Source organism: Pseudomonas gingeri (genome assembly GCF_013386165.1).
In the GTDB taxonomy this organism is placed as follows: Bacteria; Pseudomonadota; Gammaproteobacteria; order Pseudomonadales; family Pseudomonadaceae; genus Aquipseudomonas; species Aquipseudomonas gingeri_C.
The window spans coordinates 517,030-541,545 of the sequence record NZ_JACAOS010000018.1 but is presented as its reverse complement, the minus strand read 5'-3'; the positions used below and the strand labels follow the sequence as shown (position 1 = coordinate 541,545).

The 24,516-nt window shown below is 64.5% G+C and carries 12 protein-coding genes; 10 read left to right on the top strand and 2 right to left on the bottom strand.

Translation table 11 applies throughout. The annotated features are described in order from the left end of the window. The first annotated feature begins 204 nt into the window (after positions 1-204). Genes HX866_RS23925 through HX866_RS23915 form a run of 3 tightly spaced genes read left to right on the top strand, consistent with a single transcriptional unit; the run spans position 205 to position 4,745 of the window. Complete coding sequence (locus HX866_RS23925; protein ID WP_177105527.1) at positions 205-1,377, top strand: efflux RND transporter periplasmic adaptor subunit; 1,173 nt, start codon at positions 205-207, stop codon at positions 1,375-1,377. After that, on the top strand, positions 1,378-3,351 hold the full coding sequence (locus tag HX866_RS23920; RefSeq protein ID WP_177140520.1) for a MacB family efflux pump subunit: 1,974 nt from the start codon (positions 1,378-1,380) through the stop codon (positions 3,349-3,351). It abuts the gene before it with no gap. Positions 3,352-3,359: 8 nt separating this feature from the next. Beyond that, positions 3,360-4,745 (top strand): efflux transporter outer membrane subunit, encoded by a 1,386-nt coding sequence (locus HX866_RS23915; protein WP_177140519.1) that lies wholly within the window; start codon positions 3,360-3,362, stop codon positions 4,743-4,745. 162 nt (positions 4,746-4,907) lie between these two features. Here the strand turns inward: HX866_RS23915 and pvdP are convergent, their stop codons facing one another. Then, on the bottom strand, positions 4,908-6,527 hold the full coding sequence (gene pvdP, locus HX866_RS23910) for a pyoverdine maturation tyrosinase PvdP (protein WP_177140518.1): 1,620 nt from the start codon (positions 6,525-6,527) through the stop codon (positions 4,908-4,910). Positions 6,528-6,678: 151 nt separating this feature from the next. Here pvdP and pvdM point away from each other — a divergent pair, with 151 nt between their 5' ends. The 7 genes from pvdM (at position 6,679) to HX866_RS23875 (ending at position 15,671) form a co-directional block, all read left to right on the top strand. Then, positions 6,679-8,046, top strand: a complete 1,368-nt coding sequence (gene pvdM, locus HX866_RS23905; RefSeq protein ID WP_177095117.1) for a pyoverdine-tailoring dipeptidase-like protein PvdM — start codon at positions 6,679-6,681, stop codon at positions 8,044-8,046. A 7-nt stretch (positions 8,047-8,053) separates the two neighbouring features. Further along, the gene (gene pvdN, locus HX866_RS23900) at positions 8,054-9,355 is read left to right on the top strand and encodes a pyoverdine-tailoring periplasmic protein PvdN (protein ID WP_177095115.1); all 1,302 of its coding nucleotides are present in this window, start codon (positions 8,054-8,056) and stop codon (positions 9,353-9,355) included. A 52-nt stretch (positions 9,356-9,407) separates the two neighbouring features. Beyond that, positions 9,408-10,307, top strand: a complete 900-nt coding sequence (pvdO, locus tag HX866_RS23895; RefSeq protein ID WP_177140517.1) for a dihydropyoverdine dehydrogenase — start codon at positions 9,408-9,410, stop codon at positions 10,305-10,307. Positions 10,308-10,390: 83 nt separating this feature from the next. Beyond that, entirely contained in the window at positions 10,391-12,070 is a 1,680-nt protein-coding gene (locus HX866_RS23890) for a cyclic peptide export ABC transporter (protein WP_177140516.1), read from the top strand. Between the two features lie 452 nt (positions 12,071-12,522). Then, positions 12,523-14,883, top strand: coding sequence for a TonB-dependent siderophore receptor (locus HX866_RS23885; RefSeq protein WP_371319284.1), 2,361 nt, complete (start codon positions 12,523-12,525; stop codon positions 14,881-14,883). Between the two features lie 334 nt (positions 14,884-15,217). Then, positions 15,218-15,418: a type II toxin-antitoxin system RelB family antitoxin gene (gene relB / locus HX866_RS23880; protein ID WP_177140514.1), complete on the top strand. Its 201-nt coding sequence runs from the start codon at positions 15,218-15,220 to the stop codon at positions 15,416-15,418. Next, the gene (locus HX866_RS23875) at positions 15,396-15,671 is read left to right on the top strand and encodes a type II toxin-antitoxin system RelE/ParE family toxin (RefSeq protein ID WP_177140513.1); all 276 of its coding nucleotides are present in this window, start codon (positions 15,396-15,398) and stop codon (positions 15,669-15,671) included. The genes relB and HX866_RS23875 overlap by 23 nt, the downstream gene beginning before the upstream one ends. A gap of 111 nt (positions 15,672-15,782) precedes the next feature. Here HX866_RS23875 and HX866_RS23870 read toward each other — a convergent pair whose 3' ends face one another. Beyond that, on the bottom strand, positions 15,783-24,515 hold the full coding sequence (locus HX866_RS23870; protein WP_177140512.1) for an amino acid adenylation domain-containing protein: 8,733 nt from the start codon (positions 24,513-24,515) through the stop codon (positions 15,783-15,785). Position 24,516 lies beyond the last annotated feature (1 nt).

Genomic DNA, 24,516 nt, shown 5'->3' with positions numbered 1-24,516 from the left:
AATTCTCATATAGATTCCAATCCTCCCTTACCCTCCCGACGCAAATACCTCGAAAACTCCACGGTCTGGACTTAAATTCGCCCGCCGACCTCTCGTCTATCTTGCAGCTCCCGTGTTTGTCGCCCGGCGACAACGAGCGCTGCGGCGCCCCCGTGTGCCCGACCGCGTCGTCACGGATCGACTTTCCATCGGCTGGAACCCTGCATGAACCGTCCCCGACGCACCCGCCGCGCCCTGCTTGTCACGCTTTGCCTGATCCCTGTCGTCGCCCTCGCCGCCTGGCAGATCCTCCCACCGGGACTTGACCGCTTCGCCACCGTCACCGTCACTCGCGGCGACATCGAAAGCAGCGTCACCGCCCTCGGCACCCTGCATCCACGTCGTTACGTCGATGTCGGGGCCCAGGCGTCCGGGCAAATCCACAAGATCCACGTGGAAATCGGCGACCAGGTCAAGGAAGGCCAATTGCTGGTGGAGATCGACCCCTCCACCCAGCAGGCCCGGCTCGATGCCGCTCGCTACTCGATTGAAAACCTCAAGGCCCAGCTCCAGGAGCAACGTGCCCTGCACGACCTGGCCCGGCAGAAATACCAGCGCCAGCAACAGCTCAGTGCCGGCGGCGCCACCCGCAGCGAGGACGTGCAAGCGGCCCAGGCCGAGTTGCGCACCACCCAGGCGCGCATCGACATGTTCCGCGCGCAGATCCTCCAGGCCCAGGCCAGCCTGCGCAGCGACGAGGCGGAATTGGGTTACACGCGCATCTACGCGCCCATGAGCGGCACCGTGGTCGCACTCGACGCCCGCGAAGGCCAGACCCTCAACGCCCAGCAACAGACACCACTAATCCTGCGCATCGCCCGGTTGTCGCCGATGACGGTCTGGGCGGAAGTCTCGGAGGCCGATATCGGTCATGTCAAAGCCGGGATGCACGCCTATTTCACCACCTTGAGCGGTGGCAACCGGCGCTGGACCAGCACGGTCCGACAAATTCTCCCCGTTCCCCCCAAGCCCCTCGAGGCCGGGAGCCAGAGCAGCAGCAGTTCCAGCACCAGTAGCAAAAGCGGCAGCTCGCGGGTGGTGCTCTACACCGTGCTGCTGGATGTCGACAACACCGACCAGACCTTGATGGCGGACATGACCACCCAGGTGTTCTTCGTCGCCGACCAGGCGCAAAACGTCCTGACCGCACCGATTGCCGCCCTGCAAGGCGACTCGCGGGCAACGCAGCAGACGGCCCGGGTGGTCAGCAGCAACGGCGAGATCCAGACGCGCCAGGTTCGCACCGGCATCAGTGATCGCCTGCGGGTACAGGTCCTCGATGGACTGGCCGAGGGTGATCACCTGCTGATCGGCCCCGTCACCGGCAGTGGAGGTTGAATGCAAACGCCACTGATCGACCTGCAGGACATCCGCAAGGCCTATGGCGGCGGCGACAGCCCCGAGGTGCAGGTGCTGCGCGGCATCGACCTGGCGATCCACGCCGGTGAGTTCGTCGCCATTGTCGGGGCCTCCGGCTCGGGCAAATCCACCCTGATGAACATCCTCGGCTGCCTCGACCGGCCGACCTCTGGGCGCTACCTGTTCGCCGGGGAAAACGTCGCCGAACTGGACAGCGACGCCCTCGCCTGGCTGCGCCGCGAGGCCTTCGGCTTCGTGTTCCAGGGCTACCACCTGATTCCTTCCGGCTCGGCCCGCGAGAACGTCGAAATGCCGGCGATCTACGCCGGCACACCGGCCGCCGAGCGCCAGTCCCGGGCCGCCGCCCTGCTCGACCGCCTGGGCCTGGCCAGCCGCAGCGGCAACCGCCCGCACCAGTTGTCCGGCGGCCAACAACAGCGGGTGTCGATTGCCCGCGCCCTGATGAACGGCGGCCATATCATTCTCGCCGACGAACCCACCGGCGCCCTCGATAGCCACAGCGGTGCCGAAGTCATGGCGCTGCTCGACGAACTGGCCAGCCAGGGCCATGTGATCATCCTGATCACCCATGACCGCGAAGTCGCCGCCCGGGCCAAACGGATCATCGAGATCCGCGACGGCCTGATCATCAGCGACACCGCCCGCGACCACCCGGAGCAACCTCGCGGCAACGACCCCGTCGCCCTGCAGGCCATCGACCTGCGCCAGCGCCTGAACGACGGCAGCGCCTACCGCGGCGCCTGGAAAAGCGAGCTGGTGGACGCCGTGCAGGCCGCCTGGCGGGTGATGTGGATCAATCGCTTTCGCACCGCCCTGACCTTGCTCGGCATCGTCATCGGCGTCGCCTCGGTGGTGGTGATGCTCGCGGTCGGCGAAGGCAGCAAGCGCCAGGTGATCGCGCAGATGGGCGCCTTCGGCTCGAACATCATCTACCTGAGTGGCGCACCGGCGGCGCCACGGGCACCGCTGGGGATTATCAGCCTGGACGACGTGGCGGCGCTGGCGGCGCTGCCCCAGGTGAAAATGATCATGCCGGTCAACGGGGCCGACGCCGTGGTGCGCTTCGGCAACCTCGACCACACCGCCTATGTCGGTGGCAATGACACGCAGTTTCCGGCGATCTTCAATTGGCCGGTGGTCGAGGGCAGCTACTTCACCCAGGCCGACGCCGACGCCGGGGCCGCCGTGGCGGTGATCGGCCACAAGATCCGCGACAAACTGCTCAAGGACGTCGCCAACCCCGTCGGCCAGTACGTGCTGATCGAAAACGTGCCGTTCCAGGTGGTCGGCGTGCTCCAGGAAAAAGGTGCCACCTCCGGCGAAACCGACAGCGACGACCGCGTGGCGATCCCCTATTCCGCCGCCAGCGTGCGCTTGTTCGGCACGCGCAATCCGGAATATGTGGCCATTGCCACCCGCGATGGGCGCAATGTCCGGGACGCCGAAAAGGCCATCGACCAGGTGATGCTGCGCATGCATGACGGCCGCCGGGATTTTCGCCTGACCAACAACGCCGCGATGATCCAGGCCGAGGCCCGTACCCAGAACACCCTGTCACTGATGCTCGGCTCGATTGCCGCCATCTCGTTGCTGGTGGGCGGCATTGGCGTGATGAACATCATGCTCATGACCGTACGCGAACGCACCCGGGAAATCGGCATCCGCATGGCCACCGGCGCCCGCCAGCGCGACATCCTGCGCCAGTTTCTCACCGAGGCAGTAATGCTCTCGGTGGTCGGCGGCCTGACCGGCGTGGCCCTGGCCCTGGGCGTCGGCGGTGTCCTGCTGCTGGCCAAGGTCGCCGTGGCGTTTTCCCTGAGCGCCGTGATCGGCGCCTTTGCCTGCGCGTTGGTGACCGGCGTCCTCTTCGGCTTCATGCCGGCCCGCAAAGCTGCCCGGCTAGACCCGGTCACAGCGCTTACCAGTGAATGATCGAATCCATGAAACCGCGCTTTTCCCTGTTGACGATTTGCCTGCTGCTCAATGCCTGCGGCGGGCCCGCGCCACGTTCGGACAATGTGGCGGCACCACCGGCCCAGTGGCAGTTCGAAACCCGACACAGCGCCGAACAGGCCAGCGTTCTCTGGTGGCAACGCTTCGGCAGCCCGGAACTGGACCTGCTGATCGAGCAGGCCCGCGCCGACAGCCATGACCTCGCCGCCGCTCTCGCCCGTGTGCGCCAGGCCCAGGCCACGGCGGTGATCGCCGGCACCCCGCTGCTGCCACAAGTGACCCTGGGGCTGGATGGCAGCCGCAGCCAGTTGCTGAGCAACCGCGACAATGCCGACAGCGACAACAGCAGCAAAAGCTTTGGCGCCAGCCTCAACGCCAGCTACGAGGTGGACTTCTGGGGTGGCCTGGCCGCCGCGCGCGACAGCGCCGTGCAGACCCTGCGGGCCAGCGAGTTTGATCGGGCAACCGTGGAGTTGACCCTGCTGGGCGGCGTCGCCGATCAGTATGCGCGGACCCTGTCCGCCCGTGAGCAGGAAGCCATCGCCGGGTTGAACCTGAGCAACGCCCGGCGCGTACTGGAATTGGTCCAGACCCGTTACGACGCCGGTTCCGCCACGGCGCTCGAACTGGCCCAGCAGAAGAGCCTGGTGGCCAGCCAGGAACGACAATTGCCGCTGGTACGCCAGCAGGCCGGTGAGTCCTTGGTGACCCTGGCCGCGTTGCTGGGCAAACCGGTCCAGGCCCTGCAGATCGGTGCCCGGCCCTTCAGCAGCCTGACCTGGCCTTCGATTGACGCCGGCGTGCCCAGCGAACTGCTGCGCCGCCGCCCGGACATTGCCCGGGCCGAAGCCCAGTTGGCGGCGGCCCAGGCGGATGTCGAGGTGGCGCGGGTCGCCTTGTTGCCGAAGCTGACCCTGGGCGCCGGGCTGGGTTCGGAGTCCACCGAGGTCGCCGATGCCTTGCGCACGCCCTTCTACACCCTGAGTGCCGGGCTGCTCGCGCCGGTCTTCAACAACGGCCGCCTGCGGGCCGAGCGCGACCGGGCCACGGCGCGCCAGGAAGAGTTGCTGGAGAGCTACCGGGGAGCGATCGTCAACGGCTTCGCCGATGTCGAAAAGGCCCTGAACAGCATCAGTGGCCTGGATCAGCAGCGGCGTTGGCAGGATGAAGAGCTGAAGCAGGCGCAACGGGCCTTCGAGATTGCCCAGAGCCGTTATCAGGCGGGGGCGGAGGACTTGCTCGCGGTGTTGGAAACCCAGCGCACGCTGTATGCGGCCCAGGATCAGAATGTACAACTGCGCCTGTCGCGGGTGCAGGCGAGCATTGCTTTGTACAAAGCCCTTGGCGGTGGTTGGCAGATCCCCGGAGCCTGATGGCGAGAGCGCTCAGTCCAGACGACTGGAAATCGGGCGCGCTCCTGTGGCGAGCGGGCTTGCCCGCTCGCCACAGGACCGTGCCCCGCTTCAAGTTTTCTTAACTGACTGGCATTACGACCAGCCCGCTCACCACAAGTGCAGCCCACCCGCCTGCCGTTTCTACAGCAACCGATCCTTGATCGACAGGTGCCGCGCATACCAGGGCCGACGCGGTACCCGGCGCAACAAACCGGCCAAATCCTTCTCCGGGGTAAAGGTAATCCGCAAGGCCAGCTTCATGGTTTCCGGGTCCATCTCCACCGTCTTGCCCAGGCTCAAGCCCGGCGTGGTGCTGCAACCATGGGTGGTCGGCCCGAGCCAGGGGTCATCCACTTCCACCCAGCGTCCCGGCGCAAACCAGGGCACGGTGTTGACCTCCAGCCGCGTGACTTCACCCGGGTGAAAACGCTCATGGGCACGAAACCAGTCCTCGATACGATCATCGATCCAGCCATGGAACGACCAGAACACCGGGTTCACATGGGAGGAAAACGGATCGCCGAGAAAGTCGTTCTGCGGCGTAAACCAGCGCGGTGCAAAATCGGTGAACTCCCGCGCCATCGGCACCGCCGCGCCATTGGAAGGGTCACGCGCCACCGAAGCCCAGCGCATATGCAGCCAGTCATGCAGCCCCAACTCAACCTCTGAACCGAACTGGCCCAGGGTCAGCCGCGACAGATAACGCGGATCGGTATAACGCGATTCCCAGGCCTGGAAGTTGCTGTGCCAGGTCTCGGCGCTCTTGATATCGCTGACCCACTGGGTGTACTCGCTGTCACCGTCGGCCAGCCAAGTCGGCGGCACGGCGAAGCCATCCTGGTTGTTGAAATAACGGGCAAAACCCAGGCGATCGCGCTCAAGCTCAGGCTGCGGCATGGGGAAACGCGACCAGGACGGCAGCTCCTGGACCGAACGTGCCATGCGCAGCATATGCCGGTGCATAAAGAAAAAATCGATGCCCGAACCATTGCGGTCCTTGCGCGGCCCCCGGGCATCGCGCTCCTTGTCCCGCGGGCCGGGCTGCCAGCCGATACCGCGCAAGCCGTCGCGCTTGTCTTCGGACAGGGTATGCCACTTGTCCCGCGACGCGTGCCAGAGCTGGTGAAACAAGCGGTGCTCGGGCGCCACCAGCCTGGCCAGCAATGGCGCGCCCAGGCCGATCCGTTCGCGGGTTTCGGGAAAGACCTGCTTGGTCGCAACAAACTGGTTGTCCAGTTGCGGCAGCGCCAAGGGCCGGTCCAATCGCTCGACACGCCCCGTCAAGGTGCCGCTGCCGGCATTGCCGAACGTGGCCCAGACTTCGTCCAGGACCATGCTGAATTCGTACAGCGGCATCGGCGCATCACCCAGGCTCAGGCGCCAGAACAACCGTGCTCCGTCGCTCTCGGCCAGGTCGCCGACCAGCCGCCAACGCGGCTCTGCTTCAGAGCGCAACGCCTGGGCGGTGTCGATAAACCCCCGCAGGCCACGACCGCGCGGGGCGATGTCGAGGAACAGTTCCAGGCCTTCGAGCGGCAGGCCATCGAGGCCGGCGTCGCGCCCGGAGAAATGCAAGCTCCAGACCCCGCGCAAGCTATTGGCCAGGTGCTGACCGGCCGTGTCGAGCAGATCGACCGTGGCCTCGCCCGGAGTGACGGGCGCCTTGTCCCGGGTCAGTTCGCGGTGCGCGTAATAAGCCGCGGGAACAGCCACGCCCGTAAGCGCCAGGCCCGCCATGAAGCCTCGTCGAGAAATCGTCATCGCCCTACCTGTGTCAGCCCTGAAGCGGGCTTTATCCAAGCTAGAACGTTGCGTCATGGGGGAAATTTAGGCGCGCAGGCCAGCCTAAATTAGAACGGGCGCCATCCGTTCTTCCCAGATAGCAACGTCGGCAAACCACAATGAGATGGCAATGATAAAACCGCGTACGAAAAAGGCTCTCTACATCGGCCTGCCTCTGGCCCTGGGGCTCTGCGCCGCCGCAGCCTGGCTGACCTGGGACCTGTGGCCCAACCCCGGTTACCCGCTGAAGATCATGAAACAGGCCGACGAACTCCAGGATCGGATCATCAGCTTCGACAGCCATATCACCGTGCCCCTGACTTTCGGCACCGAAGGCCGCGAAGCCGACAAGGACGGCACGGGCCAGTTCGACCTGGCCAAGACCGGCCGCGGCAGGTTGTCCGCCGCCGCGCTGACGGTGTTCGGCTGGCCGGAAATCTGGAACGGCCCGAACGCCCCGCATCGCCCCACCGCCGGTTTTGTCGAGGAAGCCCGCAAACAACAAGAGGTGCGCTACCAGATCATCAGCGGCCTGGTTCGCGACTTCCCCAACCGCGTCGGTATCGCCTACAGCCCCGACGATATGCGCCGGCTGCATGGCGAAGGCAAATTCGCGATTTTCATCAGCATGCTCAACGCCTACCCCCTGGGCCACGACCTCGACCGCCTGGACCTGTGGGCCGCACGAGGCATGCGCATGTTCGGCTTCAGCTACGTGGGCAACAACGACTGGTCCGACTCCTCGCGCCCGCTGCCGTTTCTCAACGACACCCCGGATGCCCTCGACGGTCTTTCCGATATCGGCAAGCAAGCCGTGCACCGCCTCAACGACCTGGGGGTGATCATCGATGTCTCGCAAATGTCGACCAAGGCCCTGGAACAGGTCAGCCAGTTGAGCCGTACGCCGATGGTCGCCTCGCACTCGGCGCCCCGCGCCCTGGTGGACATCCCGCGCAACCTCAGCGACAAGGAAATGCAGCTGATCAAGAACAGCGGTGGCGTGGTCCAGATCGTGGCCTTTCCGGCCTATCTGCGCCCGTTGAGCCAGCACACCCAGGACAAGCTCAACACCCTGCGCAAGCGTTTCGACCTGCCGCCCCTGCCCAACCTGGCCATGGCCCTGATGCCCGGCGACCCGATCATCACCGTCTGGCCGGAACAACGCTTCGGCGAATACGCCAGCGCCCTCTACGCGATTCTCGACGAAGAGCCCAAGGCCAATCTCAAGGACTTCGGCAACGCCATCGACTACGCGGTGAAGAAGATCGGCATCGACCATGTCGGCATCAGCTCCGACTTCAATGACGGCGGCGGCATCGACGGTTTCAAGAATGTCGGCGAAGCCCGCAACGTCACCGCCGAGCTGCTCGATCGCGGCTACTCCGAAGCCGACATCGCCAAACTCTGGGGCGGCAACTTCCTGCGGGTCTGGGACCAGGTGCAGAAAGCCGCCCGGCCCGCCGCCGTACCGCCCGTAGCCACACTTTCGCGCCAGTGAATTGCCCATGACCGATCGCAGAACCTTTCTCAAGCAGGCCGGCGTACTCGCTGCCGGCCTGCCCCTGGGCGCCAGCCTGAATGCCTTGGCCGCCAACCTGGGCACATCACCCGCCGACAGCCGCTCTCCGCTGCCGTCCACAGACAAGTGGGGCCAGTTGCGCCAGCTGTTCGACCAGGACCCTGACTACCTGCACTTCTCCAACTTCCTGGTGACCTCCCACCCCAAGCCCGTACGCGAAGCCATCGAACAGCATCGCGCCGCCATCGACCGCAACCCGGGGCTGGCCATGGACTGGGACCTGGAGGAAACCTGGAAACGCGAAGCCCAGGTACGCCTGTGGGCCGGGCGCTACCTCAAGGCCGAACCGGGGCAGATTGCCCTGACCGGCAGCACCACCGAGGGCCTGGCGATGATCTATGGCGGCATTCATGTGCGCCCCGACCAGGAAATCCTCACCACCGAACACGAGCACTATTCGACCCGCAATATCTTGCGCCTGCGCAGCGAGCGCGAAGGCACCCGCGTACGCAAGATCAGCCTGTTCAAGGACCCGGCCGAGGTGTCGGTTGACGAGGTGATCGGCAATATCGACCGCGCGATCAAACCCGAAACCCGCGTGCTGGGCATGACCTGGGTGCAATCGGGCAGTGGCGTGAAGCTGCCGATCGGCCAGATCGGCCAGTTGGTTGCCGAGCGCAATCGCCAGCGCGATGACAAGGACCGGATTCTCTACGTGGTCGACGGCGTGCACGGCTTTGGCGTGGATAACCTCGACTTCCCGGACATGCACTGCGACTTCTTTATCGCCGGCACCCACAAGTGGATGTTCGGTCCCCGGGGCACCGGCATCGTCTGTGCCCGCTCGCAACAGGTCAAGGATGTGACGGCTCTGATGCCGACCTTCTCCGAAGACACCAACTTCGCCACGTCCATGAGCCCCGGCGGCTACCACGCCTTCGAACATCGCTGGGCGCTGGACAAAGCCTTCGAACTGCACCTGCAACTGGGCAAGGCCGAGGTCCAGGCGCGTATCCACCAGTTGAACAGCCTGATCAAGCAGCGCCTGCGGGCCGACCCGCGCATCGAACTGGTCACGCCGATGAACCCCGAGCTGTCCGCCGGTTTCAGCTTCTTCCGGGTCAAGGGCCAGGACAGTGACAAGGTCGCCGCCTACCTGATGCAGAACAAGGTGGTGGTCGATGCCGTGGACCGCGATGTCGGCCCGGTCATCCGTACCGCACCGGGACTGCTCAACACCGAAGCCGAAATCGACCGTTTCATGGCCCTGCTCGGTAAGCGCTTGTGAGCGCCCGCGCTCAACGTTTTCCGATTCCCACTCCTTGCCTGCGAGAAATCCCATGAGTTCCCACCCGCGTGTTTCCCGGCCTCGCGCCTACCTCTGGCCCGCCCTGATCCTCAGCGCCCTGCTCGGCGCCTGGCTGCCGAGCGTGGCCCTGGCCGCCAGCCCATCACTGCCGGGCAAGGTGTTCAAGGATTGCAAGGATTGCCCGGAAATGGTCGTGCTGCCCGCCGGCACCTTCACCATGGGCACCCCGGAGGACGAAGTCGGCCGCGAGGCGGATGAAGGTCCGATGCACCCGGTCACGTTCAAGAAGGCTTTCGCCGTCAGCCGCTTCCAGGTCCTCAGCGCCGAGTGGAATGCCTACATCCAGGACACCGGCTACAAGATGCCCGACGGCGATACCCGTCCCGGTCGTGAATGCCTTGCCGGCAAACCGCGCTACCCCCAGGGTGACCGGCAACCGGCGGTGTGCATGGACGCCCACGAAGCCCAGGCCTATGCCGACTGGCTGTCGAAAAAGACCGGCAAGAAATATCACCTGCTCAGCGAGTCGCAACGTGAATACGCGGTGCGCGGCGGCACCAGCGGGTCATTCCCCTTCCCGTTCGACAAGGACAAGGGCTACAGCATCGCCGAGCACGCCAACACCTACGGTCCAGCCGATGGTTTCAGCTACACCTCGCCGGGTGGCAGCTTCCCGCCGAACGCCTACGGCATCTATGACGGCCACGGCAACGTCTATGAATGGACCGCCGACTGCTACGTCGACAGTTATATCGGCGCGCCCGCCGACGGCAGCCCGCGCCTGGACAGCAAGGAGTGCGAAGACCGCCGGGTGATTCGTGGCAACGACTGGACCGAGGCGCCGGTGTTCTCCCGCTCGGGCAATCGCAACGAACGCAGTGCCATTACCCGTGGCGACTGGCTGGGCTTTCGCGTCGCCCGCGAGCTCTAAATCCTGACCCCATCGACTCGTCTACAGAGTTCAAGGCGCCTTCCGGGGCGCCTGCTTCTACAGCCCCTTCACGAGTAGCCCCCATGTCACTCCCAGCCCCAAGTCTCGCCCGGGAAACCTTCAGGATCCTCAAGCCATTCTGGCTGCTGGTCGTACTCTCGGCCGTGCTGGGGATCGTCAGCGGCCTCAGCGTCACCGGCTTGCTGGCCACCGTCAACAACGCCATGAATGCCGCCGCCGGGCCCGACGGCCACACCGCCCTGCTGTTCGGCGGCCTGTGCCTGCTGACCCTGGCCTGCTCCACCGTGTCCAACCTGCTGACCAACTACGTCGGCCAACAGGTGGTCGCCCGCCTGCGCCGCGAACTGGCCGCCCAGGTGCTGGTGGCGCCCATCGAACAACTCGAACGCTACCGCGCCCACCGGCTGATTCCGGTACTGCTGGGGGATGTCAGCACCCTGAGCACCTTCGCCCTGTCGGTGGCGCCCATGGTGATCGCCTTTACCGTGACCCTCGGCTGCCTGTCGTACCTGGCCATGCTCTCCTGGCAGATCCTGCTGTTGACCGTGGTCACCGTGATCATCGGCTCCGGCGCCCAATGGCTGGCCCACCGCTACGGCATGCGCAGCATCCTTACCGCCCGGGACGGCGAAGACGAATTGCAGAAGCACTACCAGGCGATCTCGGCCGGTGCCAAGGAACTGCGGATCCAGCGCAAGCGTCGCCAGCACATGCATGACGAACAGATCCACGGCACCACCGACCGAATCTGCCGGGCCAACATCCGCGCGGCGAATATTTTTGTCAGTGCGGAAACCTTCGGCTCGATGCTGTTTTTTGCCGTGATCGGTATCGCCATCACCTTCCAGGCGCTCTGGCCCGGCACCGACCGCACCGTGCTCGGTGGTTTCGTGCTGGTCATGCTGTATATGAAAGGCCCACTGGAACGCCTGATCAACACCCTGCCGATCATCAGCCGCGCGGAAATTGCCTTGCGCCGGATCGCCGAACTGTCCTGGCAGTTCTCCTCGCCGGAACCGCACCTGCTGATCCAGGACCGCCAAGCCGCCCCGGCGCCGCTGCAAAGCATCGAACTGCACCAATTGCGTTATGACTACCCGCAGGTCGAAGGCAGCCAGGCCTTCCACCTGGGGCCGGTGAACCTGACCATCAAGCAGGGCGAGATCCTCTTTATCGTCGGCGAGAACGGCTGCGGCAAGACCACCTTGATCAAGCTGCTGCTGGGACTCTACAGCCCGCAACAGGGCGAAGTGCGCCTCAACGGCCAGGCGGTGACCGCCGAGGGCCTGGATGATTACCGACAGTTGTTCACCACCATCTTTGCCGACTACTACCTGTTCGACGAAGTGCTCCAGGGTGACGACCTGCTGCCACCGGAATCGATCAAGTACCTGGAGCGCCTGGACATCGCCCACAAGGTCAGCATCCGTGACGGGCGCTTCACCACCACCGACCTGTCCACCGGCCAGCGCAAGCGCCTGGCGTTGATCAATGCCTGGCTCGACCAACGTCCGGTGCTGGTGTTCGACGAATGGGCCGCCGACCAGGACCCGGCCTTCCGTCGGGTGTTCTACACCGAACTGCTGCCCGAACTGCGCCAACAGGGCAAGACGATCATCGTGATTTCCCACGACGACCGCTACTTCCCGGTGGCCGACCAGTTGGTGCGGATGCAGGCCGGACAGATCAAGGTCGAGCGCCGCGAGGAACAGCACGCTTTCGCCGAGAACGCCTTCTCGTAACCCCCAACCTCACGTGTAGGAGCCGGCTTGCCGGCGATGAGGCCTTAGCCTGGCGGTGTTCTTGCGGACGCCATCGCCGGCAAGCCGGCTCCTACAGGATCGCGTCTCACCACAAAACTATCGTGTTGCCCCAACCCCCTGTAGGAGCTGGCTTGCCAGCGATGAGGCCCTTGAGCCTGGTGGTGTTCTTGCGGACGCCATCGCCAGCAAGCCGGCTCCTGCAAAAAAAGATCGCAGGCCCCTGCGTCGTGATCTTTTTCACTTTTTTTTCACTTTTCTTTTCCGTCTTCGTCGACCTCGTACGTCTTTATTTCAAATGCAAAAAATTCTCACTCGCTTCTCCAGCAATTTAGATAAGAGCAGACACAATGCCAAAACAACACCGACTCACACCCTTGAGCAAAGCGTTGCTGGTTCGCCAGCTGTTCTGCTCGCCACCTTCGCTGGCCGTCATGGGGATGGCGCTGGCACTACCGTTGGCGGCTCAGGTCCAGGCCCAGGAGTTCGAATTCAACATCAGCGCCCAGCCGTTGGGTACCGCCCTGCAGGAACTGGGGCGCCAGGGCAATATCCAGATTCTGTACAACCCTGAGCGGGTCCAGGGTCTGCGCGGTGCGCCGGTCAAAGGCGTGTTTACCCCAGGCCAGGCCGCCAGCGAGTTGCTGAAAAACACCGGCGTCGACTACAACCTGCAGGGCGACACCCTGACCCTGAGCGACACCGCCGCCGCCAAGGGTTCAGGCTTGACCCTGGCCGCCACCAACGTCAGTGGCCAGGCCCTGGGCAGCAACACCGACGGTACCGGCTCCTACACCACGGGTGCGGTGACCATTGGCAAGACCGCCCAGACCCTGCGCGAAACCCCGCAGTCGGTCACCGTGGTGACTCGCCAGCAAATGGACGACAAGAACCTCACCTCCCTCGACCAGGTGATGGACCAGGCCACCGGCATCACCTTGTCGAGCCGCAACTTCGGCGACAACCAATACAACTCCCGGGGCTTCGAGCTGGGTGCCGACGCCTACATGATCGACGGCGTACCCGGCCTGTCCTACAGCCCTACCGGCTGGATCACCCCGGATACCGCGGTGTTCGACCGCGTGGAAATCCTCCGTGGCGCCGCCGGCCTGCTGGTGGGCAACGGCAACCCCGGCGGCGCGGTGAATCTGGTGCGCAAACGGCCGAGCGCCGACCCGCACTACTCCATCACCACCCGCATCGGCTCAAACGACTTCTACCGCACCGACCTCGATGCCACCGGGCGCCTCAACGACTCGGGCTCGGTGCGCGGGCGCATGGTGGTCGCCTACGAGGACCGGCACTACTTCTATGACTCCGCCAGCAGCCGCAAACCGGTGTTCTATGGCATCGTCGAAGCCGACCTGAACGATGACAACACGCTGTCCGTGGGCCTGCGCAACCAGACCAGCGTGACCAACGGCTACTCGATCTTCGGCCTGCCGCGCTACAGCAATGGCCAGGCCCTGGGGATCTCCCGTGCCACGTCGCTGACCCAGAACTGGAACCGGCACGAGAACCAGCAGACCGAAGTCTTCGCCGAGCTGGAACACCGCTTCAACGAAGACTGGAAGAGCAAGACCTCGGTAACCCATAGCCAGGGCTCCTTCGATCAACAGGCGGCCTTGCCACGCGGCAGCATCAATCCGGTCACAGGCGCGGGATCAACGCTGGTCGACGCGCTGTTTCGCCAGGACTCCGTAGTCAGCAACGGTCTGGATACCAACCTCACCGGCAACTTCAGCGCCTTTGGCCTGGAGCACTCGGTGATGATCGGGGCCAACTGGTCGGACCAGAGACTGCGCTCCAAGGAAACCGACATCGACCTGGACACCCCGATCGATGTATTCGACCCAGACCACAATGCCGTTGCCGAGCCACTGCGCAGCGGCTGGGACCAGATCACCGACGACGAAACCCGACGCTACGGCGTCTACGGCAACACCCGCCTGCATCTGACGCAAGATCTGAGCCTGGTGCTGGGTGGACGGCTGTCCTGGTACGAGTACCAGACCAAGAACGCGTATACCGCTGAGAAGCAATCGAACAGCCAGAATGGCCAGTTCACACCCTTTGCTGGCCTGATCTATGACTTCAACGACAAGTGGTCCTGGTACGCCAGCTACGCGGATATTTTCCTGCCGCAAAGCGAATACCGTACCGTCAGCGGCAGCCTGCTGGACCCGGCCATCGGCACCAACTATGAAACCGGCGTCAAGGGCGAGCTGTATGACGGCCGCCTGAATGTCTCGGCGGCGGTGTTCTACATCAAGCAGAAAAACGTTGCGGTGACGGATCCGAATGCTGGAAACACACTCTGCCCGCTCAGCTTCGGCCAGAGCTGCTACATCGGTGGCACCGTTCAACGCAGCAAAGGTTACGAGCTGGAAGCCAGCGGCGAGGTGCTGCCGGGCTGGCAGGTGGCTGGCGGTTATACCTTCAACGTCACCGACTCGAGCACCGGTGGCCCGACCGACTACCAGACGCCCAAGCATCTGCTGCGGGCTTCCACCACCTACAACCTGCAAGGCGACTGGAACCGCCTGACCGTGGGCGGTGGGGTCTCGGCACAGAGCGGTTACTCGACGACTGTCTATGGGCCAACCGTCTCCAACGGCGGGCGGGCGGTCTGGGATGCCCTGGCGTCGTACAAGATCAACAAGAACTGGAAAGTCGGCCTGGACGTGAAGAACGTCTTCGACAAGGTCTACTACAAGTCGGTAGGTGAACTGGGCCGTGGTAACTTCTACGGTGACCCACGGACCTACATGCTGACCATCCGCACGGACTTCTGATCTCCAGGAGCGACCGCCGCAACGGCGGTCGCCTTCCCTGACGTGATGACTTCGAGGTGCCTCCCCTCGCAAGCTCAAGGTTTCTCCTTCTGTCCCACCTTCAGAAGGAAGAACGATCAGTAACAATTCACCCTCTTGCATCGACAGAAACCTGCGGCCTATAGTCCGGCCGTCGCCCTTATTGGCGACACGGGTTTGGCGATTCGTTACGTTTTAAACCTGATCGAATCATCCTGGAGAGGATATCGATCTTGGGTTGACTTCCCGACCACGAGACTCCCTTCACTGATTGTGAAAGGGGTAGACTGTGGCAAATCCATCCGGAGACCGCCCCATGAGCGCTCAGCTTTCACCGATCGTGTCTGAATTCGAGACTGACGAGCAGGCGACCCACTATGACCACTGGTTCCGCGCCAAAGTACTGGAAGCCATGAACAGTGAAAAACCTCGCCTTCCTCATGATGAAGCGATGGCAAAGGTCCAGTCTGCCTTGATGGAACGCAGGAAGGCCCGTGCAAACCGTCCGTTGGACTGAAGAAGCCACCCATGACTTGGTGGAAATTATTGACTTCATCGACGAGCGCAATCCCCTCGCAGCCGAAGCGCTGCATAGCGTGATCCTGAGAACAGTTGAAGGTCTTCCCTCTGCCCCCTACTTGTTCCGACCCGGCCGGGTACTCGGCTCTCGCGAATGCGTGGTACATCCGAACTACCTGGTGGTCTACCAGATCGGTGCTGAATGCATCGATGTGCTGCGTGTCCTGCACGCTCGTCGCGAATATCCCTGATCCTTGCGCTGCTGTTCCGGTTATATCGGTTGCACCTCTGCACCCATCTTCGCTCGAAAAAAAAGGGGGAGCTGTGCTCCCCCTGCCTAATCTGAATCGATCAGCCAACGTTTAGTCCCGGCCCTCCCCCTCGGCCAGGCACTCCAGCACCGCATTCAACAACGCCGGACTGAGGATGACACTGTCATGGCTCTCCTCCAGCACCCGGGAACCTGCCAGGCCGTTGATCGAACACTCGCGCAGCAACCGCGCCTCGGCCTCGTGGATCTGCTCGACAGTGCGGCTCCCCGTGGCCCACCAGCAATCGACCTTCACCGCCAGCGGTTTCAGGCTGAAGGCTTCGCTCAACAGCGCGTTGGCATGCAGCAGGCGATAGCCGGTCTCGATCTCATCCTGCAGGGCGATATCGCGGTGGATCTCGCGCAAGCGCTCGACACTCACCCCACCCTCCTCGGCCACCAGTTCGATCACCCGCTCGACCACCGCCTGTTCATCACTCAAACTGGCACGCGCCTGCTCCAGGAACCCCAGCACCGTCGCCTCATCAAGCCCCGGCACAAAGGCCAGCAGGCTGCTCAACAACGGGCCATACAGCCCAGGCTCCTCAATTTGCGCAGCAGCCTCCGCTTCAGGCTCGGTCGCCTGCTCCTCGATACCACGGGGCATCAGCGAATCCACCAGCCCGACAAAACTCACCCGCTCACCGGCCTGTTCAAGACGCTGGGCGACCTCGATGGCCAACGCCCCACCCAACGACCAGCCCAGCAGGTTATACGGCCCCTGAGGTTGAGTGGCGCGGATCTGCTCCAGGTAGTAGGCAACCATGCCGTCCCAGGACTCATCGAACCAACCCGGCACCACATAACTCTTGTTGACCAGCCCATAGACCCGGCGCTGGTTGCCCAGGGTCCCGGCCAGCGGATAGTAGGCGTAGGCCCCACCGCCACCTGGCGGCAGGCAGAACAGTGGACTGTTAGCGTTGCGGCAGGCGTTCATGGCGATCACCGGCGACTTGAGCCGGGCCTCCCCTTCCCGCAGGAAATCCGCCAGCGCTTCCAGGTTCGGCAGCAAGAGGAAATCATGCAACTTGATCGTCACCTCAAACGCCTCCCGCAGACGCCCGACCAGGGCGATCACCAGCAGCGAGTGACCGCCGCGCTCGAAGAAGTTGTCATCCAGCCCGACCTGCTCGACCTCCAGCACCTGGGCCCAGATAGCCGCCAGGCGCTGCTCCAGTTCGGTACGCGGGGCGCGGTAAGCTGGCCCCGAGGCATTCACATCCGGCGCCGGTAATGCGCGCCGATCCAGCTTGCCGTTCGGGCTCAGCGGCATGCATGCCAGCAGCACCAGATGAGCCGGCACCATATGCTCCGGCAATTGCGCCTTGAGATGAGCCTTGAGTGCATCACGCAACGGGCCTTGTCCCAACGACCCGGCTTCGACCAGATCGAGGTCGACCGGCACCAGATAGGCGACCAGTTGTTTGCCCAGCGGTCCATCGATATCGATGACATTGGCTTCGCGCACACCAGGGTGCTCCTGCAACCGGGCCTCGATCTCGCCCAGTTCCACCCGCAGACCGCGAATCTTGATCTGATGATCGAGACGCCCGGCGTACTCGATTACCCCCGCGTCGCGATAACGGGCCAGGTCGCCGGTGCGATACAAGCGGCCGCCCTGCTCGTCGAAGGGGTCCGGGACAAAACGCTCGGCGGTCAACGCCGGACGGCGGTGATAACCCCGCGCCAGACCGACGCCGCCGAGGTACAACTCACCCGCGGCACTGAACGCAGCCGGCAACAGGCCGTTGTCCAGCACGTGGGTCTTGAGGTTGTCGATCGGTTGGCCGATCGGCACGCTCAACTTGTCATCAGGCGTACAGGTCCAGTGGGTCACATCAATGGCCGCTTCAGTCGGGCCATAGAGGTTGTACAACGCCGCCTGGGGCAGACGCTTCAACACCTCCTGGGACGACTCGGCCGGCAGCGCCTCGCCACTGCACACCAGGCGCCGGATACTGGCGCAGCGCTCCACGTCCAGCCCGGCCATGAACACCTGCAACATGGACGGCACGAAATGCAGGGTGCTGACCTGATAACGCTCGATGCTCTGCATCAGTTGCTGCGGATCACGGTGCTCGCCCGGCTTGGCGATGGCCAGGCGGGCGCCGGTCAACAGCGGCCAGAAGAACTCCCAGACCGAAACGTCGAAGCTGAACGGGGTCTTTTGCAGGACCGTGTCGTGGGCTTTCAGGTCATAGGCCTTCTGCATCCAGGCCAGGCGGTTGTACAGCGCGCGATGACTGTTACCGGCGCCCTTCGGCCGTCCGGTGGAGCCCGAGGTATAGATCACATAGGCCAGATGGTCCGGCAAGGTCAGGTTGCGCGGATTCTCCTCGCTGGCGCTCACCGGCTCGGGAACATCCAGGCACAGGCTGCGCACATGGGCCGGGATCGGCAGGGTCTCGAGCAAATGGCGCTGGGTCAGCAACAGGTCGATGCCACTGTCCTCGATCATGTAGGCCAGGCGCTCGCGGGGATATTCAGGGTCCAGCGGCACATAGGCACCGCCGGCCTTGAGGATCGCCACCAGGCCGATCACCATCTCCAGGCTGCGCTCGGCGGCAATGCCCACCAGCACATCCGGCCCCACACCCCGCTCGCGCAAGCGATAGGCAAGCTGATTGGCCCGCACATTGAGCTGGCGATAACTCAGTTGCTGTCCGTCGAACAGCAGCGCCGGCGCCTCCGGCGTGCGCTGCACCTGGGCCTCGATCAGGCTGTGCAGGCACCAGGGGCCCGGATACTCAACCTGGGTCTGGTTCCACTCTTGCAGTGTCTGCCGCGCCTCGGCAGCAGCGAGCATCGGCAGCTCGCCCAGGCGTTGCCCGGCCGACTCGGCCAAGGCCAGCAGCAGGTGCTCGAAGTGTCCGGCCAATTGCGCCACCGCCCCATCCGAGAGCTGTTGCCGGGCGTAGCGGTAGTCCACCGACATGACCTCGCCGACCTCCACCACCAGGGTCAGCGGGTAGTGCGTCTGCTCCCGGGTCTGCAAGCCACTGAAGGCCAGCCCGTTGTCGGCGCCCTGCTCCAGGACCTCGGAGGTCGGGTAGTTCTCGAACACCAGCAAGGTGTCGAACAGCGCTTCACCACTCCAACCGGCCCAGCGCTGGATAGCGTACAGCGGCGTGTGTTCGTGCTCGCGCAAGGCCAGGTTGCGCGCCTGCACCTGTTGCACCCAATCACCGACTTGCAGCTCGGGGCCGGGACTGCCCAGCACCGGCAAGGTGTTGATAAACAGCCCCAGCTGTTCCTCGACACCGGGCAGGTCCGCCGGACGCCCGGACACGGTAGCGCCGAACGTGACGCTGCGCTGGCCGGTGTAGCGCTGCAACAGCAGCAGCCAGGCGGCCTGCACCAGGGTGTTGAGGGTCACCCGCTGCTCGCGGGCGAACTCGCCCAGGTGCAGGGTCTGCGCCGCATCGAGGGTCTGGCGGTATTCGCCATAGCCCTGGGCATCGGCCACACCACCGGCCTTGAACGCCTGCACCAGGCGGGTCGGTTCGTCGAAGGCGGCCATCTGCTCGGTCCAGAAGCGCTGGTCAGCAGCGCTGTCCTGGCGTTGCAGCCACTGGATGTAGTCACGCAGGCGGCTGGCCGGTGGCGTCACCGTTTGCCCGTTGTAGTGCTCGAGCACCTCGCCCAGCAGCCGCGCGCTGCTCCAGCCGTCCAGCAGGATATGGTGATTGGTGTAGATCAGGTGGTAACGCTGCTCCGCGGTACGCAATACCGTCAGGCGCAACAGCGGGTCACGGGCCAGGTCGAAGCCGCGTTGCAGGTCCGCCTCGGCCTGTCCGGCGAGAAGCGCTTCCAGTCCGTCGCGGCCGCGCAGGTCGTGTTCGGCAAATGCCAGTGCTTCGGTTTTGCGGATCACCTGCAAGGGCTGCCCGCTGCCTTCGGCAAAGCGCGCCCGCAGTGCCTCGTGACGCTCGATCGCGGCCTGCCAGGCGGCACGGAAACGCGGCACATCAAGCCCCGTCACATCGACCCGCATCTGGTTCAGGTAGTTGCCCGAGTCCGGTGCCGACAGGCTGTGGAAGAGCATGCCCTGCTGCATCGGCGACAGCGGATAGACATCCTCGATATCCCGTGCCGCCACCGGCAAGCGCTTCAGCTGCAACTGGCTCAGGCCCGCCAGCGGGAAGTCCGATGGGGTCACGCCCTGGTGTTCGTCGCGCAGACAGTGGGCAATCACCTCGCCCAGAACCTGCTCGTACGCGACCGCCAGGCGCTCGATGGTTTCGGCGCGATAGACCTCGCCGCTGAAACTCCAGTCCAGTTGCAACTGGCCGTCGTAGACCTGGCCATTGAGGCTCAGCCAGTTCCCCAGCGGTGCGTCCTCACTCTGGCTCGCGCCGCTGTCATCGGCCGCCGGCGTCAACAGGGCGCGCTGACCAGGAGCGGCCTCGGCATCGAACTGGCCGAGGTAGTTGAAGGTCACCCGGGCTTCGGGCAATGCCTGCAACGCCGCGACTGTCTCGGCATCGCCCAGGTAACGCAGGATCCCGTAGCCGATGCCCTTGTTCGGCACCGTGCGCAGTTGCTCCTTGATCTGGCAGATACTCGCCCCCAGCTCTCCACGTGGCGTGAGCCGGAGGGGAAACAGGCTGCTGAACCAGCCCACGGTGCGGCTCAGGTCGAGGTCCTCGAACAGGTCCTCGCGGCCATGGCCTTCCAGCTGGATCAGCGCCGATGCCTGTCCGCTCCAGGCACACAGCACCTGGGCCAGGGCGGTCAGCAACAGGTCGTTGACCTGGGTGCGATAGGCCGCCGGGGCCACCTTCAACAGTTGCTGGGTGAGGTCCTTGCCCAGGTGCGAACGGGCATAGCGGACCTGACGCCGGGTATTGGCCCCCAGCGGGTTGTCCCGGGGCAGTTCAGCGTCCAGCGGCCCCAGGCTCTGCAACCAGTAGTCGCGTTCAGCCTTGAGCACCGGGCCCTGGGCATACGCTTGCACATGCTCGGCCCAGGCCTTGAGTGAACTGCTGCGCGGCGCCAGGGCCGGTGCCTGCCCCGCCGCCAGGGCGGTGTAGGCCTGTTGCAGGTCTTCGAGCAGCACGCGCCAGGACACCCCGTCCACCGCCAGGTGGTGAATCACCAGCAACAAGCGCTGCTGTCCTTGCGGCAGGTTGACCAGCAGGACGCGCAGCAACGGTCCCTGCTTCAGGTCAAGACTGCGCTGGGCTTCATCGGCCAATTCGGTCAAACGCGCCGGATCATCCAGTTCATGCACCCACAACGGATCGACCGCGGCCGCCCCACGGAAGCTCGCCTGCCAATGCCCGTCCTGCCGTTCGAAGCTCAGGCGCAGGGCCTCGTGCCGCTCGATCAGCAGGTACAAGGCGCTGCGCAGGTGCGCCGGGTCCAGGGTCGTCGAAGGTTCGAGCATCAGCGCCTGGTTCCAGTGCTGACGCTGGGGAATGTCCAACTCGAAAAAACGTGCCTGGATCGGCAACAGCGGCAGGCTGCCCTGCACCGTCTCGACCACCTCGGCCTTCTTCTCGATCAGCCGGGCCACGCTTGCCAGTTGGGCGATGGTCTGCTTTTCGAACAACTGCCGAGGGCTCAACTTGATGCCCTGGCGCTTGGCCCGGGCGATGATCTGCAAACTGAGGATCGAGTCGCCGCCCAGTTCGAAGAAGTTGTCGCTGCTGCCGACCCGCTCCAGCTTGAGCACATCGGCCCAGACCGCCGCCAGCTTCTCTTCGATCTCGCCGACCGGCGCGGTGTAGCGTTTGCTGACCGCTCCCGGTTTCGGCAGCGCACGCTTGTCCAGCTTGCCGTTGGCGGTCAGCGGCAGGCGTTCGAGGGCAACGATATGCGCCGGCACCAGATACTCCGGCAGTTCGGCCAGCAAGGATTGACGCAAGGTCTCGACGGCAAGTTCGGTGCCGGCTTCGGGAACACAATAGGCGACCAGTTGCAGACGCGACTCGTCGCTGTCCAGCGGCAGGGCCAGGACCACCGCCTCACGTACACCCTCCAGGCCTTGCAACACCTGGGCGACTTCACCGGGTTCGACCCGGTAGCCACGAATCTTCACCTGATCGTCGGCGCGACCGAGGTATTCCACCCGCCCATCGCTGACCCGGGCACGGTCACCGGCGCGGTACAGACGCTCGCCGTGCAGCGATTCGGGATCGGGAACAAAACGTTCGGCGGTCAACGCCGCCCGCCCCAGGTAGCCCTGGGCCAGGCCGGCACCGCCGAGGTACAGCTCACCGGCGACGCGCTCCGCCACCGGGTTGAGCCAGGCGTCCAGTACCCGCGCCTGATCGTTGGCCAGGGGACGGCCCACCGGCACCGTGCGGCAACCCGCCAGGCGTTCCTCGACTTCGTGGGTCAGGATGCCCACGGTGGTCTCCGTCGGCCCGTAGTGGTTGACGATGCGGCACGCCGGCGCCAGGCGCCGGATCTGTTCGATCAGCCCCCAGGGGCTGGCTTCGCCGCCGAGGACCAGCAACTGCCGGGGCAGCACGTCCGCCGCTCGGGCAGCCTGCAACAGACCCTGCAAATGGCTCGGGACAATTTTCAGCACGTCCACCTGGTGCTCGGCCATATAGGTTGCGAAACCGTCGGGATCGAACGCATGTTCCGCGGCCATCAGGTGCAACGGGCGGCCGGACGCCAGGGCGCCGAACAACTGGGTATGACCGAGGTCGGCGGCAATGGTCGAGACCAGCGCCATGCTGGCGCCGGGCGCCAGCTCCAGGCGCTGCAACAGCGCCTGCACATAGTTCGCCAGGGCCCGGTGACTGATCAGCACGCCCTTGGGCTGCCCGGTGGAGCCGGAGGTGTAGATGATGTAGGCCGGCTGCTCGGGCTGGACCTTCGTCGCCAGCGTTTCAGCGCTGTAGTCGGCCCATTGCCCGGGGTCGTGGGCCAGCACCGGGCACACACCCAGGCCGGCGGACTTGTCATCACCCGGCGCGTGCATCAGCAACGTGGCGGCACTGTCCTTCAACAATTGCTGCAAGCGTTCGCTCGGTTGGGCGGTGTCCAGGGGTAGATAGATCGCGCCGGTTTTCAGCACGGCGAGTAACCCGGTCACCCATTCCAGGGAGCGTTCCTGACACAGGGCGATCACATCGCCGTTACCGATACCCTGGGCTTGCAGGTAATGCGCCAGCCGATTGGAGCGTCGCTCCAGTTCGTCATAGTCGATCGATTGACCGGCGGCATGCAGCGCCGGCTGGCCATGTCCGATCTGCCGGCCCTGTTCCCAGAGCGCAAGGAAATCGCTGCATGGTAGTGACGCCGCCTGGTGCACGATGGGGTCGGCGGCCGTACCGGCATGTTCCAGCAATGGCTGGTCGGCGGCGCGGGCCAGTTGCTCCAGCACCTGACGCCAGGACGCGGCGATACGCTCGATGGTCGCGGCCTCGAACAGGTCGGTGGCATAGGTGAAGCTGGCCTCAACGCCTTGCGCGGTATCGGTGAAGTCCAGTGCCAGGTCGAAACGCGCGTCGGCGACATCGATGGCGAAGGCTTCAACGCTCAGCCCCTGGGCTTTATCGCCAGCGGCGGGCGCAGCCAGTACGTTCTGGTTGATCTTGACCTGGAACAGCGGGTTGATCCCGAGATGGCGCTCCGGAGCCAGGGCTTCCACCAACTGTTCGAAGGGCAGTTCCTGGTGGGATTGGGCGCCGGTGACCACCTGTTTGACCTGTTCCAGCAACTGCCGGGAAGTGGCGCGTTCGTCCACCTGCACCCGCAGGACCTGGGTGTTGATAAAGAAGCCGATCAGTCCTTCCAGCTCTTCGCGGCTGCGCCCGGCATTCGGCGCGCCGATGCGGATATCGGCCTGGCCGCTGTAGCGTGAGAGCACCACGGCCAGGGCCGCCAGGCTGAGCATGAACAGGGTCTGGCCATTCTGCCGGGCCAGGGTCTTGAGTTGTGCCGACAGGGTTGGGCTCAGGTCGCTGTGGACCATGGCGCCACGGTAGCTCGGTTGCAGCGGGCGTTCGTGGTCCAGGGGCAGTTCCAGGAGCGGATGCTCCTCGCCCAGTTGCTCTTTCCAATAGGCCAGTTGCCGTTCGCCCTCGCCGGCTTCGAGCCAGGCCCGTTGCCAGATGGCGAAGTCGGCATACTGGATCGGCAATTCCGCCAGGGGATTTACCGACGCCATCGCTGGCAAGCCAGCTCCTACAGGGGCGGGGGTGTTGGTATGTTCGCTGAGGTAGAAACGGATGAACTCGCGGACCAACACCTCCCCCGACCAACCGTCGGAGATGATGTGGTGCATGCACAGGGTCAGCACGTGTTCGGTTCCGCTCAGGCGGAACAACCTGACCCGCAGCAGTGGCCCTTCCAACAGATCGAACGGCGCACTCAACTCGGCGCCGACCAGCGCTTTGACACGCTCCTCCTGAGTTTCGCCGGCAGCTGGCGCAACCTCGACCCGCACCAGGCTCACCGCGGACTGCTCCAGTATCTCTTGATGAAACTCGCCCTCCACCGAGACAAAGCGGGTACGCAGGCTTTCATGCCGCTGTATCAACCGCTCCAGGGCCCGACCCAGCGCCGCCTCATCCAGTTCGCCGCTCAAGCGCACCGCCATCGGCACGTTATAGGCGCTGTTGTCCGGTTCCAGTTGCCAGAGGATCAGCATCTGCTGCTGGGCATAGGACAGCGGAATTTTCGCGACTTCGTGGCGAGTGACGGCGATCGGCAGCAGCCTGAAGCTCTGTCCGCCGGCCTGCATCTTTTCCAGGATCTGGCGTCGCTGATCCAGGGGCAGGCCGACAAAGCGCCGGGCAATCCGTTGTGCCGTGGTGATCTCCATC

What these genes read in the sequence shown, in the direction of transcription:
- pvdN (WP_177095115.1), top strand. Translation starts at nt 8,054, where the DNA reads ATGACCGATCGCAGAACCTTTCTCAAGCAGGCCGGCGTACTCGCTGCC.
- relB (WP_177140514.1), top strand. Translation starts at nt 15,218, where the DNA reads ATGAGCGCTCAGCTTTCACCGATCGTGTCTGAATTCGAGACTGACGAG.
- HX866_RS23885 (WP_371319284.1), top strand. Translation starts at nt 12,523, where the DNA reads ATGGGGATGGCGCTGGCACTACCGTTGGCGGCTCAGGTCCAGGCCCAG.
- HX866_RS23920 (WP_177140520.1), top strand. Translation starts at nt 1,378, where the DNA reads ATGCAAACGCCACTGATCGACCTGCAGGACATCCGCAAGGCCTATGGC.
- pvdO (WP_177140517.1), top strand. Translation starts at nt 9,408, where the DNA reads ATGAGTTCCCACCCGCGTGTTTCCCGGCCTCGCGCCTACCTCTGGCCC.
- HX866_RS23915 (WP_177140519.1), top strand. Translation starts at nt 3,360, where the DNA reads ATGAAACCGCGCTTTTCCCTGTTGACGATTTGCCTGCTGCTCAATGCC.
- HX866_RS23925 (WP_177105527.1), top strand. Translation starts at nt 205, where the DNA reads ATGAACCGTCCCCGACGCACCCGCCGCGCCCTGCTTGTCACGCTTTGC.
- pvdP (WP_177140518.1), bottom strand. Translation starts at nt 6,527, where the DNA reads ATGACGATTTCTCGACGAGGCTTCATGGCGGGCCTGGCGCTTACGGGC.
- HX866_RS23870 (WP_177140512.1), bottom strand. Translation starts at nt 24,515, where the DNA reads ATGGAGATCACCACGGCACAACGGATTGCCCGGCGCTTTGTCGGCCTG.
- pvdM (WP_177095117.1), top strand. Translation starts at nt 6,679, where the DNA reads ATGATAAAACCGCGTACGAAAAAGGCTCTCTACATCGGCCTGCCTCTG.
- HX866_RS23890 (WP_177140516.1), top strand. Translation starts at nt 10,391, where the DNA reads ATGTCACTCCCAGCCCCAAGTCTCGCCCGGGAAACCTTCAGGATCCTC.